At 71.6% G+C, this 12,987-nt stretch carries 9 protein-coding genes and 1 pseudogene; 3 read left to right on the top strand and 7 right to left on the bottom strand.

All coding sequences use genetic code 11. The annotated features are described in order from the left end of the window. Positions 1-10: 10 nt before the first annotated feature. A pseudogene (locus tag PV734_RS18285) lies at positions 11-2,692 on the bottom strand (ATP-binding protein). 411 nt (positions 2,693-3,103) lie between these two features. Here PV734_RS18285 and PV734_RS18280 point away from each other — a divergent pair. Next, complete coding sequence (locus PV734_RS18280; protein ID WP_319091252.1) at positions 3,104-4,102, top strand: DUF2510 domain-containing protein; 999 nt, start codon at positions 3,104-3,106, stop codon at positions 4,100-4,102. Positions 4,103-4,291: 189 nt separating this feature from the next. Here PV734_RS18280 and PV734_RS18275 read toward each other — a convergent pair whose 3' ends face one another. Then, positions 4,292-4,903 carry a TetR/AcrR family transcriptional regulator gene (locus PV734_RS18275; RefSeq protein ID WP_319091253.1) on the bottom strand — a complete coding sequence of 204 codons (612 nt, stop codon included), beginning with the start codon at positions 4,901-4,903 and terminating at the stop codon, positions 4,292-4,294. 262 nt (positions 4,904-5,165) lie between these two features. Here PV734_RS18275 and PV734_RS18270 point away from each other — a divergent pair, with 262 nt between their 5' ends. Continuing rightward, the gene (locus PV734_RS18270; protein WP_319290334.1) at positions 5,166-5,963 is read left to right on the top strand and encodes a phosphatase PAP2 family protein; all 798 of its coding nucleotides are present in this window, start codon (positions 5,166-5,168) and stop codon (positions 5,961-5,963) included. Beyond that, the gene (locus PV734_RS18265; protein WP_319290332.1) at positions 5,960-7,003 is read left to right on the top strand and encodes a hypothetical protein; all 1,044 of its coding nucleotides are present in this window, start codon (positions 5,960-5,962) and stop codon (positions 7,001-7,003) included. The genes PV734_RS18270 and PV734_RS18265 overlap by 4 nt, the downstream gene beginning before the upstream one ends. Positions 7,004-7,087: 84 nt before the next feature. Here PV734_RS18265 and PV734_RS18260 read toward each other — a convergent pair whose 3' ends face one another. The 5 genes from PV734_RS18260 to PV734_RS18240 form a co-directional block, all read right to left on the bottom strand. Further along, on the bottom strand, positions 7,088-7,960 hold the full coding sequence (locus PV734_RS18260) for a phospholipid scramblase-related protein (protein ID WP_319290330.1): 873 nt from the start codon (positions 7,958-7,960) through the stop codon (positions 7,088-7,090). Positions 7,961-8,034: 74 nt separating this feature from the next. Next, complete coding sequence (locus PV734_RS18255; RefSeq protein ID WP_319290328.1) at positions 8,035-10,089, bottom strand: phosphocholine-specific phospholipase C; 2,055 nt, start codon at positions 10,087-10,089, stop codon at positions 8,035-8,037. Between the two features lie 305 nt (positions 10,090-10,394). Next, positions 10,395-11,531 (bottom strand): C40 family peptidase, encoded by a 1,137-nt coding sequence (locus PV734_RS18250; RefSeq protein ID WP_319091258.1) that lies wholly within the window; start codon positions 11,529-11,531, stop codon positions 10,395-10,397. 101 nt (positions 11,532-11,632) lie between these two features. Continuing rightward, entirely contained in the window at positions 11,633-12,169 is a 537-nt protein-coding gene (locus PV734_RS18245; RefSeq protein WP_319091259.1) for an RNA polymerase sigma factor, read from the bottom strand. A 72-nt stretch (positions 12,170-12,241) separates the two neighbouring features. Further along, the gene (locus tag PV734_RS18240; protein WP_319091260.1) at positions 12,242-12,907 is read right to left on the bottom strand and encodes a M15 family metallopeptidase; all 666 of its coding nucleotides are present in this window, start codon (positions 12,905-12,907) and stop codon (positions 12,242-12,244) included. Positions 12,908-12,987 lie beyond the last annotated feature (80 nt).

The following is a 12,987-nucleotide window of genomic DNA, read 5'->3' as shown; positions in this document are numbered from 1 at the left end:
GCCCCGCCGGTCAGCGCAGTCCCCGTCCGCCCTCCAGGACATCCCGCGCCTGGGCGACCAGGCCGTCCGCGCCGCACGACTTGGCGAGCGTCAGGCCGCGTTGGATCTCGGCGATCGAGCGGGCCGCGATGCCGTACTCGACGCGGGCCGCGGCGTGTTCGTACTGGCAGGGCGAGGCCTCCAGGTAGGCGACCGCCTGGGCGGCCAGGCGTACCGCCCGCTGGCCGGTCTCCAGGGCCGCCGCGCAGCGCAGGGCCTCGCCGATGGCGGTGTCCGTGCCGAAGCGTTCGGCGTACCGGCGGGCGTCGGCCGCCAGCACGGCGGCCCGGAGCGGGTCCTCGGTGGCCAGTGCCCGGGCGAGGTCGACAGCCCAGGTGGCGAGCACCGGGTTGTGGAACCCGCGCCCGGTGGCCGCCTTCTCCGCGGCCTCCAGTTCGTTGATGCCCTCTTTCTTGCGGCCGACGGCGATGAGCAGCCTGCCGCGTACGGCACGGGGCTCGGGCAGCACGATGGTGGAGGGGTAGGGCGGGGCGAACCCGTACTGCTCGGCGATCGCCCAGGCCTCCTGGACATGGCCGCGGGCGAGCAGCGTGTCGACGAGGTTGCAGGTCGCCGACCAGTACAGGGGCAGGCCGCGCCCGACGCGTTCGGCCAGCCGCAGGGACTCGCGCAGTGATGTCTCCGCCTCTCTGAGCCGGCCCCGCCTGCGGTGTCCCAGACCGACGTACGCGTGGGCGAGGGAGAGGTGGCCGCCGCTCCAGCCCGCCGTCTCGTAGGCGCGCAGGGCGTCCGTGTAGAGCGCCTCGGCGCGGTCGAGACGGTCGGTGTAGGCGTAAGCGCAGGCCAGCATCATCGGCAGCTCGATGCCCCACTCGGGGTCGGTCCAGCCGAGTCCGGGAGCGAGCCGGCCGTTGACGAGGGCGCGGTCGCAGACCTCCGCGACCTCCTCCGCGTTCTCGCCGCGCGACATGGCGTCGAAGCCGCGCAGCATGAGGAGCGCGCGCTCGGAGTTGTCCCGGCCGGTGCAGGGGCGGGCGAGGTCGGCGAGGCGCTCGGAGCGGCCCGGCACCCCCACATCGCCTCCGTGGAGGCCCTCCAGCATGAAGTGCACGCCCTGCAGACGCATCCGGGCCGGGCCAGGCTGATGCCGTGCGGCCTCCGCCTCGACCGTACGGACGGCTTCCTCCGACTGGCCGTTGTGCAGCAGGGCCTGCGAGAGCCGGACGATCGCGTCGACGCGCAGATCACCCTCCAGGCCGGGCATCGCGAGCGCGGTCTGGAGATGCTGGATGGTGGTGGCGGGCGCGGTGAGGAGGGTCGCGCAGCCCAGTTCGAAGAGGACGTGCGCGTGGCTCTCGGGGCGGGGCGGTTCCAGCAGGGCCCGCTCCAGACAGCGGCGGGCCGCGTCCGGGGCGCCGACCGCCTGGTGCTCGCGGGCCGCCTCGCGCAGCTGGTCGACGAGTTCCTCGTCGTCGTCCGGATACACGTGGAGGAGATGGTGGGAGGCCGCGGCGGCGCCGAGCCCTGACTCGGTGACGACCTGGGCGGCGATGCCGTGCATGGCGGTGCGCATGCCGTCCGGGATGGAGTCGTAGACGGCGGTGGCGATCAGCGGGTGCACGAACTCCAGCTCGCTGTCCGCGACTTGACCGGCCATCAGATGGGGCTCGGTGAGGATGCGGGCGCCGCACAGGAGATTGGCGCAGCGGTAGGCCTCGTCGGAACTGAGGGTGGCTAGCCGGGCCACGAGGTCCACGGAGATGCCCGTGCCGAGAATGGCCGCCGCCCAGGCGAAGCGGGTGGCTTCGACGCCGAGGTCCTCCAGGCGGGCGACGAGCCCGCCGCCGCGTGCCGCGTTGTTGAGTTCGCGCAGTCGGCCGCAGGACGACTCGACCGGGGCGAGCCGGGCGTCCTAGACCTTGGCGAGGAGTTCGACGGTCTCGTACGGGTTGCCGCCGGTGACCGCCCACACCTCGCGGCAGAACGGGGCGTCCGCGTGCGGGCCGAGGGTTGTGCGGGTGAGTCCGGCGGCGGCCGCCGGGGTGAGCGCGTCGAGCGTGGCGACGGGGCCGGCCGCCCGGGCGATCGCCTCCAGGTGGTCGGCGCGGGCGCCGGTGGCCTCGCCGGGCCTGCGGGCGACCACGACGAGGACGGACAGGTCGTCGAGCCGCTCGGCGAACGCGGACAGCCAGCGCAGGGTCTCCTGGTCGGCCCAGTGCGCGTCGTCGATGAGCAGGACGAGCGGCCAGTCCCGCTTGGCGAGCCGCCGTACGGCCGCGACCAGGCCGTCGCACACACCCTGCGGGTCGGCCTGCCGGTCGCCGGGCTCCGTGATGCCCAGGGCGGGGCCCGCGATGTCGTACCAGTCGCCGAGGTACTCGCGTGCCTCCTCCGGCATCAGTGACACCAGCGCGGGCTGGAGCAGCTGCCGTACGACGTTGAAGGGGACGGCCTTGAGCGTCTCGCCGCCGCGTGCCGACCACACCGTGCAGTTGCGCCGCTCGGCGATGCGCCGGGTCTCGGCCATCAGCGCGGTCTTGCCGAGGCCCGCCTCGGCGGTGAAGAGCAGCAGATTGCCCGAGGAGGCGCTGTCGGCGCGCAGGGCGTCGATCGCCCGGTCGACGGCGGCGACTTGTGTGTCGCGCTCCCACAGGGCGGCAGAGCCGGCCGTCCCGGGCAGTTCCTCCGTCATCCCGCTACCTCCCCAAGTCGCCTGAACGACGTACAGAACCCGAGAGTAGCCGTCCCGCTGCCGCGGTGGAGGCGGGTCCGCCCAGGTAGTGCCGGGACGAGTGACAAGGGGGGCGGCAGGGCGACGCGGTGGGCCCTCCACCAGCCGTCCTTGAGGTGATGGACCGTCAACATCCTTTGAGGCGTGCCCGGTTTGCCGTCGGCGGGCGGGTGCGGAGGTGACGGTACGGACGTCAGGTCACGTCACCGTCATTCACACCGGCACCGCCCTTCGGTCCGTGCGGCGGAGGCGGAGGGCGCTGACCTCTCGTATCCCGCTATCTCGGCATCTCGGCCCGCCATTCCGCGCCTTTCCCGGCGGAAAGGCCACTCCTCTCATCCGCCTTTCACTCTGGCCTCATACGGTGGGGGCATGACGCAGGAGACACCCCCCGGCTGGTACCCCGACCCCGGGCAGACAAGTGACAGCCCCGCCACCGAGCGCTGGTGGGACGGCAGGACATGGACGGAACAGACCCGTCCCGAGGGATCGGCCGCCGCCTGGGGTCCACCGGTGCTGGCCACCGGCGGGGCCGCCTATCCGGCGTATCCGGAGCACCCGCCGACGGGCGCCCGGCGCGGGTTGCGCACCGGCATAGCCGTCGCGGTGGCGATCGCCGTCCTCGCCGGCATAGGCGGCGGCGTGTACGCCCTGACCAAGGACGACGGCGGCGGCAGCGATGTGAGCGCACAGGTGCCGGGCGGCCCGGGCGGAACCGGCGGACAGAACGGCGGAGGCCAGAACGGCGGCGGTCAGGGCGGTCCCGGTGGAGGCACCGGCGGCGGCCCGGGCGGGCAGACGCCGGATCCGCAGCAGTCCGAGCCCTCGGAGAGCCCGAAGATCGACAGCGGCTCCGTGCCAGACGCGACCAACGGGATCAGCATCCCGATCCCCGACGGCTGGTACGGCCAGCAGATCGCCGTGGGCGGCCAGGTCACCTCGGACAGCTCGTACAAGTGCCCGGGCGACACGACGAAGTCGTGCACCAAGGGCGGGGCGTACTCGGCGCCCGCACTGGCGCTGGGCACCTCGGGCAGCACGGCCGAGGCGGTCGCCAAGGCGGACATCTCGGCGAACGCCGAGGAGTCCTACGGCGGCACCACCTACGGGAAGATCACCTCGCACGACGTCCTGGCCTCCAAGGCGGTGACCGTGGCCGGGCAGAAGGGCTATCTGGTCCGCTGGAAGGCGGTCACCAGCAAGGGCGCCGACGGCATCGTCGAGTCGCTGGCCTTCCCCGCGCCGTCGAACCCCCGGCAGATCGTCATCGTGCGCTTCGGCGTCGACGCCGACCAGAAGGAGGCGGTGATCGACCAGATCACCGCCGGCATCAAGGTCTCGACGGCCGGCGGCAGCGGGACGAACGTCTGATCCGCCGGCCCACGCTCCGGACGGACATCCAGACGGACACGAGGTGCGGGTGGAGGTGGATCGGCCGGGTGGGGCGCCTCTCCGCTCAAGAGGAACCCCACCCGGCCGGGGGGTGCGCGCCGCCCCCGTCCCCACGGGTCGGCGCGGACAGGTCACCGTCCGGGCGTGGCACGGACGGCGGCCTGCGTCTCAGGTGACGCCGAGTGCGGGAAGCACCACGGCCTCCACGAATCCGACGAGGTACTCCGGGTCCGCGTACCGCCCCTCCAGCACCGGGCGGACCCGCAGGACGCCGATCATCTGCGCCGGCACGTACTCCAGCGCCGGATGGTCGGCGGCGACCTCGCCCCGCTCGACCGCGCGGCGGATCATCTCGCGGTACGCGGCCAGCTCCGGTTCGACGATCGCCTCGCGCAACGCCTCCTGGAGCTCGGGGTCCTGCATGGCGGCGTGACCGAGCGCCTGCATCAGCTGGGTGTCGCGGCCCGAGGACTCGCCGGTCGCCCGCGCCACCGCCCGCAGGTCCCCACCTAGAGACCCGGTGTCGACGGCGAAGCGGGCACGCCGGTTGGCGCGCAGCGCCGCGGCCACGAACTGCGGCTTCGTCTTCCACTGCCGGTAGAGCGTCGACTTGCTGCATCGCGCGCTGGCAGCGACGCCCTCCATGGTCAGCGCGTCGTATCCGCACTCCCGGATCTGGACGAGCACGGCGTCGAAGTACTCCTGCTCACGCTCGGGCGTGATCCTGGAGCGGCGGGGGGCGACGACCGGTTCCGGTCCCTCCGCGGCCTGCGACGTCATGACTGCGCTCCCTTTCCTGGCGGTGCTGTCGTTGTTGTCGGGGTTATCGGGGTTATCGGGCCTGTCGGGCGGCTCTGTGGCTTATTCCCGATTCCAGTGTGTCGTAAGTCCATCGATACGCCAGTGTACCGGTACGACTTCGTTTCGGTACACTCTCGTATCGGTACACCAACGTATCGATGAGACGAGCGCCCGTACAGACGAGTTCCCGCCCATCACGCAGCTCGTGCGCACACGCGCCACTCAGGGAAAGGGCCGGGGGATGAAAGCCAGCACCGAGCCTGCCGAGGCGGAACCCGCCGGTATACGACGGCCGCCGCTCGTCCGTGAACTCCTGCTGGTCGCAGGGCTGTTCCTCGTCTACAAACTCGGCCGGCTACTGGCGACGGGACACACCGCCGAGGCCTTCCGGAACGCGCACCGCGTCTGGGACTGGGAGCGGGCCCTGCGTCTCCCCGGCGAGGGCACCGTGCAGTCGGCGCTGCTGCACAGCGACACCGCCGTCCACGTCGCGAACACCTACTACGCGACCGTGCACTTCCCGGCCACCGTCGCCTTCCTGGTCTGGCTCTATCTACGGCGCCCCGCGCACTACGTCTGGGCCCGCCGGGTACTCGCCGCGGTCACCGGGGCCGCCCTGGTGATCCATCTCACCTTCCCGCTGGCCCCGCCGCGGATGCTCGGCGAGACGGGCCTCGTCGACACCGGCCAGATCTTCGGACCGACGGTCTACGGCGCCTCGCCCGAGGCCGACACCCTGTCCAACCAGTTCGCGGCCATGCCGTCGCTGCACTTCGGCTGGGCCCTGCTGGTGGCGATCGGCCTGATCGTCACGACCCGATCGCGCTGGCGCTGGCTGTGGCTGCTGCATCCGCTGGTGACCCTGCTGGTGATCGTCGGTACGGCGAACCACTACTGGCTCGACGCGATCGTGGCCTCGGCCCTGCTGGGCATCGCCCTCGCGGTCGTCCACCTGCCCCACCGCACCCGGTCGACCGCGGGCCACAGCGGCCTGCTCGCCCCGGCCGACGAGCCCGTCCTCGTGGGAGCGGGACGATGAACGCCGCCACGCTCGCCGCCGTCGTCCTCTCCCTCTTCTCCGCCGTCGCCTACGCAGCCGCGGCCGTCGCCCAGGAACGGCTCGCCTCCCGCAACGCCGACGCGGGTATAGGGCGACTGCTGGCCACCGGCGCGTGGTGGGGCTCGGTGCTGCTCAACGCGGGGGGCGCGCTGCTGCACGTGGTCGCCCTCAAGTACGGGCCGCTCACGGTGGTCCAGCCGCTGGGCGCACTCACGCTGGTCGCCGCCGTGCCGCTGGGCGCCCGGGTCGCCGGCCGGCGGGTCTCCGCGGTGGAGTGGCGCGGTACGGCGCTGACGCTGCTCGGCCTCGCGGCCATCCTGGTCACCGCGTCCGGTCCGGCGCCGGAGCACATCCTGAACCTCCCGGAGGCCCTCGCGGTCGCCGGTACGACGATGGTCCTGATCGGGGTGCTGGCCCGCCCCGGCGCCCGGCCCGGCCTGCGGCACGCGAGCGCGTCCGGAATCGCGTCCGGAGTGGCCTCGGCACTCACCCAGACCGTCACGGTCGCGGCGACGGACAGTTCGGGTCCGCTGCTCGGCTGGCAGGTGATCGGGGTGGCACTGCTGGTCGCGGCGTTCGCGGCGGGTGGCCTGATCCTGTCGCAGACCGCCTACCGGGGCGGCCTCGGCGGTCCGCTGGCCCTGGTGACGCTGGCCAACCCGGTCGCGGCGGCGGTGATCGGCCTGACGCTGCTCGGCGAGCGGCTCCAGGGCGGCGCGGCCGGTCTGCTCCTGGCGCTGGTGGGCGCGGGGCTCGCGGGGTGGGGTGTGGTGACCCTGTCGCGGGCGACGCCGGCCCTGGTCACGGAGCCGGTTCCGGACACGGTCACGGTCGCGGTGTCTCCGGAGCGCATCGTGATTCCGTCATCGGCGGCGGCATCGGCATCGGCGGCTTCGGTCCCGGACGACGAGGAGCATCCGGTGGCGTCGGTCCTGGCGCTGGAGGCCCACCCCGCGCCCGTCGAACCGTCGTTGATGCCCCGGCAGCCTTCGCAGCCGGGACACCTCACGTCACTGTGAACCGCCCGGCCCCTGTGAACACACCTGTGAACAGGGGCTTCGGTCGGCCTCTGTGAACCGACCCGTCCGATGTGAACCGGCCGGTCAGCCCAGGCCTCGTGAATCCTGCTTCAGCGCCGTGTCGACGGTCAGCGCCGTCGCCACGACAAGGCTCAGCAGGGGCTCGGGCAGTTGGTAGTGGATCTGCAGGACGTAGTTGTCCGCGGTCGTGAACATCGTCTTCGCCAGACCTTCCCAGGTCTTGGTGATGCGGGCGACCTCGTTCTCCGCGTGGTCGACGATACTGAAGTTCCAGGCCCGCCAGTTCTCCGCCTTGATGGCGCCGACCTGCTGCCCACCCGCGTTGATCGCGAAGTTGATCTTCCCGATCATGTTCTGCTGGACGATCTCACCGACCGGCGAACCGTCCGGACGCTGCACGATCACCCGCGACTTCAGGAACTTCCGGGGGCGCGTCAGCAGCAGGACCGGCTGCCCGTGGGCGTCCCTGATCTCCAGCTTGTGCGTCATGTACTGGTCGAGGCTGGACACGAGGCGCAGGATCTTCTTCAGCGCGCTCTGGCCGACCTGGACGACCGAGCCGAGCTCTCGGCCCTGCTGGTCCATGACCTTGTACTCGTTGGTCAGCTCGATCAGCTTGGCCTTCTGGTTCACCACCAGCACCGGCTCGGTGAACAGCGTGCCGCCGCCCGCCCCGCCCCCCGCGACCCCGGCCTGCTGCTGCACCTGCCGCTGCACCCGCGAATCGGCACCGGGAGCGGGAGCGGGAGCCGTCGGCTGCACCGCGCCGAAGCCCTTCTGCGGCTGGCCCTGCGAATGCCCCTGGGGCTGCTGCGCCTGCTGCTGGTCGGTGCTGGTGTCGTCGGTCCACCGGGAACCGTCCCAGTACCGGAGCGTCTGGGCAGCTCCGTGCGGATCCGCGTACCAACCTGCAGGTATGTTCGATTGCGTGGTCACCGGGGCACACTACCGTGACGTGGCTGGAGGACAACCATGTCCCGGTCAAAGTGCCCCGGGCCCCGTACCGCTCCTCAGCAGGTCACGATCGCCGGATCGCTCACACCCGCCCGGCCGTTCTCCACGTGCCCGGCGAACCGGCGCAGGAACGACGCGTCGCTCTCGGAGGTGACCGTCAGGTCGTACCACCGCTTGCTGGCGCCCAGGTCGACCCGGTGCCGGACGACCGCGCCGGCCCGCACCCTGATCGTGCGCGGGTGTCCCCCGTACCCGCTGCTCAGCTTCAACTCCACTGTCTTGGCACCCTTGTTGGTGAGGGTCAGCTCAAGGTCGTCGCCGACATGCCGTGCGGTCACCTCGGGTCCGGCGGCGCCCTTGCCGCGTCCCTTGAAGACGCGCAGGAAGCCGTTCGGGCCGTGCACCGTCAGGTCGTGGGCGTCCTTCGAGTACGCCGAGTTCCAGGTGTCGGAGAGGGTCTTGCCGGCTCCGGTGGTGTACGCCCACGGACCGTCGGTGCGGTTGCCGGAGGTCACCAGGAAGGAGGCGCCGGCGTGGGTGCCGGAGGCGAAGGCCAGCGTGAACTTTCCGGCCGTCAGGTCTGCCGAACCGTCCACGTACGGGGCGTACTTGAGCGGGCGGGCCGGGCGCAGACCCCGCTCCTGCCGGGGCAGGACCGGGTGGGCGGGGGGTGTCGGGACGTAGTCCGGGTGGCGGTTCCTGTCCGGCGGCAGGTAGCCGTCGGTGCCGGGCAGGGCGACGGGCTTGACGTCCCTGCGGGAGAAGTCGAAGGCGGCCGTCAGATCGCCGCAGACCGCGCGACGCCACGGCGAGATGTTGGGCTCGTGCACCCCGAAGCGGCTCTCCATGAACCGGATGATCGACGTGTGGTCGAGCGTCTCCGAGCAGACGAACCCGCCCTTGCTCCAGGGCGAGACGACCAGCATCGGCACCCGCTGCCCGAGCCCGTAGGCACCGGCCGCGTGCTTGCCGTCGCCCTTGAAGAGGTCCGGGCCGACGTCGACCGTCGACCTGCCCTGCGCGGCGGACCCGGGCGGGAACGGCGGCACGAGGTGGTCGAAGAAGCCGTCGTTCTCGTCGTACGTGATGAACAGGGCGGTCTTCGCCCACACCTCGGGGTCGGAGGTGAGCGCGTCCAGGACCTGGGCGATGTACCAGGCGCCGTAGTTCGCGGGCCAGTTGGGGTGCTCGGTGAAGGCCTCGGGGGCGACGATCCAGGAGACCTGCGGCAGCTTGCCCCCGGACACGTCGGCCTTGAGCTGGTCGAAGAAGCCCTCGCCCTTGCGCGCGTCGGTGCCGGTGCGGGCCTTGTCGTAGAGGGGGTCGCCGGGCTTGGCGTCGCGGTACTGGTTGAAGTAGAGGAGCGAGTTGTCGCCGTAGTTGCCCCGGTAGGCGTCCTGGATCCAGCCCCAGGAACCGGCCGCGTCGAGCCCGTCACCGACGTCCTGGTAGATCTTCCAGGACACGCCCGCCTTTTCGAGGCGCTCCGGGTACGTCGTCCAGCCGTATCCCACCTCGTCGTTGCCGAGCACGGGGCCGCCGCCCTTGCCGTCGTTGCCCGTGTAGCCCGTCCACATGTAGTAGCGGTTCGGGTCGGTGGAGCCGATGAACGAGCAGTGGTAGGCGTCGCAGATGGTGAACGAGTCGGCCAGCGCGTAGTGGAACGGGATGTCCTCGCGGTTCAGATAGGCCATCGTCGTCGACGACTTGGCCTCGATCCACTTGTCGTACTTGCCGTTGTTGAACGCGACGTGCCCGTCGCTCCAGCTGTGCGGGAGGTCCTGGATGAAGGCCAGTCCGAGGTTGTCGGCGTCGGGGTGGAAGGGGAGCACGTCCTTGGTGCCGTCCGACTGGTACCAGACCGACTTGCCGTTCGCCTGCGTCACCGGATGCGGGTCACCGAAGCCACGGACGCCGCGCAGCGAACCGAAGTAGTGGTCGAAGGACCGATTCTCCTGCATGAGGACGACGATGTGCTCGACGTCCTCGATCGTCCCGGTGCGGTGGTGCGCGGGGAGGGCGGCGGCACGCTCGATGCTGTTGGAGAGCGCGGTGAACGCCGTGGTCGCGCCCGCGAGTTGGAGGAAGCGGCGCCGGTTGACTTCGGGCATGGGGGAAAAGCCTCTCGTCCTGATGACGGCATTGGGTGGAACGTGACGGAATGCGCGCCTGGAGTTTCCCAGGGGTACCGAACGGCACGGAAGGGTCCGGTGGCATCAGTGTGAAGGTCGTCGGTACGTGAGATGAGGGTTGGGCCAAGGCCGGCCCAAGAGAACCCCACGGCCTCCCCCGCACTCCCCACCGCTCCCCACCGCGCCCCGGCCGTCGGCGTCGCCCTCCACAGCCAACTTCCCGACACGGCGTCCCGGGTCGCCGGAGGACAGCCTCCGGCGACCCGGGACGGGACGTCCGTGCGTCAGCAGGTCGGTACGCCGGCCAGCCAGGCCCCGCCCTTGATGTAGATGTTCGTCATCCAGGAGCCGTTCGTCAGCTTGGCCCAGGCGTCATTGGTGTAGCCCTCGGCCGTCACTTCCTGGGCGTGCGCCTGGCAGACCACGTTGACCGTGGTGGGCTGCGCGAAGTAGTCGACCACCCCGGCGTTGACGTTCGGCTCGCTGTGCGTACGCACCCCGGTGCCCCAGGTCTGGAACGGCTTGCTGCCGCTCGACGGCGGCGGGGTGCTGCTGCCGCCGCAGTCCGGGATGCCGGGCAGCGACGCCGGGCCCTTGATGTAGATGTTCGTCAGCCAGGAACCGTCGGCCAGCTTGGACCAGATGTCGTTGGTGTAGCCCTCGGCGGTCACGCTCTCCGCGTGCTGCTGGCACTGGACCGACACCTGGGTCGGTCCCGCGAAGGTGTCCACCACCGCGCCGCCCACGCTCGGCGTGCGGTGGGTGCGTACCCCCGTGCCCCAGGTCTCGAAGGTCGTGCCGCCGTTCGCGGGCGGCGGGGTGGGCGTGCCCGACCCGTTGATCCGGATCGCGCCCGCGTAGTCGCCGCCGGTGCGCACGGGAGCGACTCTGATGTGGGTGCCCGACTCGTACGCCTCGACCATCTGCCCGGCCCCCAGGTACATGGCGACGTGATGGACATGCCCGCTGCCCCAGAACATAAGGTCGCCCGGCAGCAGGGGGGCGCTGCCCTGCGAGGCGGAGAAGCGGGCCGAGGCCTGCGAGCTGTTGAACTGGTCGTTCGCCGTGCCGTTGAGCAGGTCCCTGCCGGTGGCCTGCGCGTACGCGTAGCGCATCAGGCCGGAGCAGTCGAAGCCCTTGCGCTCGTTGTCGTGGAGGCTGTCGGGGTCCGAGCCGTCGTAGTAGCCGTAGCTGGCGCCCGGCGACGCTCCGTGCCCGCCGCCCCAGCTGTACCAGACGCCGATCTGCGAACAGGCGGCGTTGACGGCTGCCTGCGCGGTGGCCGAGGCACCCGGCGCGAGGACTCCGCAGGTGGCGTCCTGCGCGGCGTGGGCCGGAGCGGAGAAGAACGCGGACAGGGCGAGGACCGAGGCCCCCAGGAGCGCGCCGCTGGTCCGGCGGCGCGTGCTGCTGATCATCAAGGAACTCTTCCTTCGTCGAAGTGACGTCACCGGCCGGGCCGGAGAGGTCGGTGGTGTGGGGACGTGCCGCTCCCCCACCCCCGTGGAGGGAGCGGCACGAGTCAGTTGCCGAGCGCGTCGCGCATCTTGGCCAGGCCCCGCATGCGGTTGCGCTGGACCGTTCCGCGGTGCGCGCCGAGCCGTTCTCCGGCCGTGTCGTGAGTGAGTCCCTCCAGGTCCACGAGGATCACCGCCGCGGCCTCCTTCTCGGAGAGCACGCCCAGCAGGGCCAGCGTGGTCTCGGAAGCCTCGTAGGAGGCCAGCCCGCCGTCCCAGCCGGTCTCGGGCAGCCGGTCGGTGGACTGTTCACGGCGCGAGGGACGCTGCCAGGAGTCACGGAGCAGGTTCAGGGCGACGGCGCAGGTGTAGGCGTACGGGTGCTGCTGGTGCGTCAGGTTCTGGGCGCGGGCCCGTCTGAAGAGCCGCAGATAGGTCTCCTGCACCAGGTCGTCGGCATCGTGCGGGTTGCCCGTCAGGGCCAGCAGCCGCCGCCGCAGCCGGGGCATGTCCGCGGCGAAGGAGGCGTCGAAGTCCTTCGGGCTCATCCGGTCGCCGTCCTCGCGAGGTGGTGGCGGACAGGCGTAGGTGCTGGTGTTCACAACTGTTCCCCTCGTTCGTACGCGCGGTCGTACGGTCGTGTCGTGTCGTGTTGTGTCACGGCAGGCGGCTGGTCAGGCCGCCGCGCCGGGCGGGGCGGCGGGGCCGTAGCGGGCGGCCGGTGCCTGACGCAGCAGCGCCCAGTACCGGTCTCCGTACGACCAGTGCCACCATTCGGTCGGGTAGTTGACGAAGCCGGTCGCGCCGAGGGCCCAGCCCATCAGGGCGCGGTTGGCGCGCGCCTCGGCGCTGATGCCGGGCGCCTCGGTGCGGCAGGCGCCCTCGCTCTCCTCCGGGGTCGCGTTGACCTCCGTACCCATTGCCAGCTCACGGCCGTCCTGGTCGCACAGCGTCAGGTCGACGGCCCCGCCGCTGACGTGCGGTGCCACCTCGGGCGGGGAGATGTACGCGCTCGCCAGTTCACGGATCCGTTCCGGCGACGCGTCCGGGTGGGCCAGGCGCATGGTTCGCGCGTACTGCTCGAAGTAGCGGCGCTGCAGGTCGGGCGGCCGGTACCCCTCCACCACCAGGAACCCGACCCCGGCCGGCAGCAGGCGCTGGGCCCGCACCAGCCGGCGCAGCGCACCGGACCGGAGGTGGGCGTAGTGGCCGTCGTCGTCGGCCTGCCGGTGGTCCAGCCGCAGGTGGCCCGTCCCGCGCAGGTCGACCAGCGACTCACCGCAGTCGTTCTGAGCGACCGCGGCGACCCGGGCGTCCGAGAGCGTGATGATCTCTGTCACGCTCAAAGAGTCTCGGACGGCCCTGCAGATCCTCTGCAAGTTGTCTGCAAGCCGCCCACCAGGGCCTTCGCGGACGCCCA

It is taken from the genome of Streptomyces sp. AK08-02, from assembly GCF_033795085.1.
Taxonomy (GTDB): Bacteria; Actinomycetota; Actinomycetes; order Streptomycetales; family Streptomycetaceae; genus Streptomyces; species Streptomyces echiniscabiei.
Note: the sequence above shows the minus strand (reverse complement) of the source record. Positions and strands in the feature narration are given on the sequence as shown.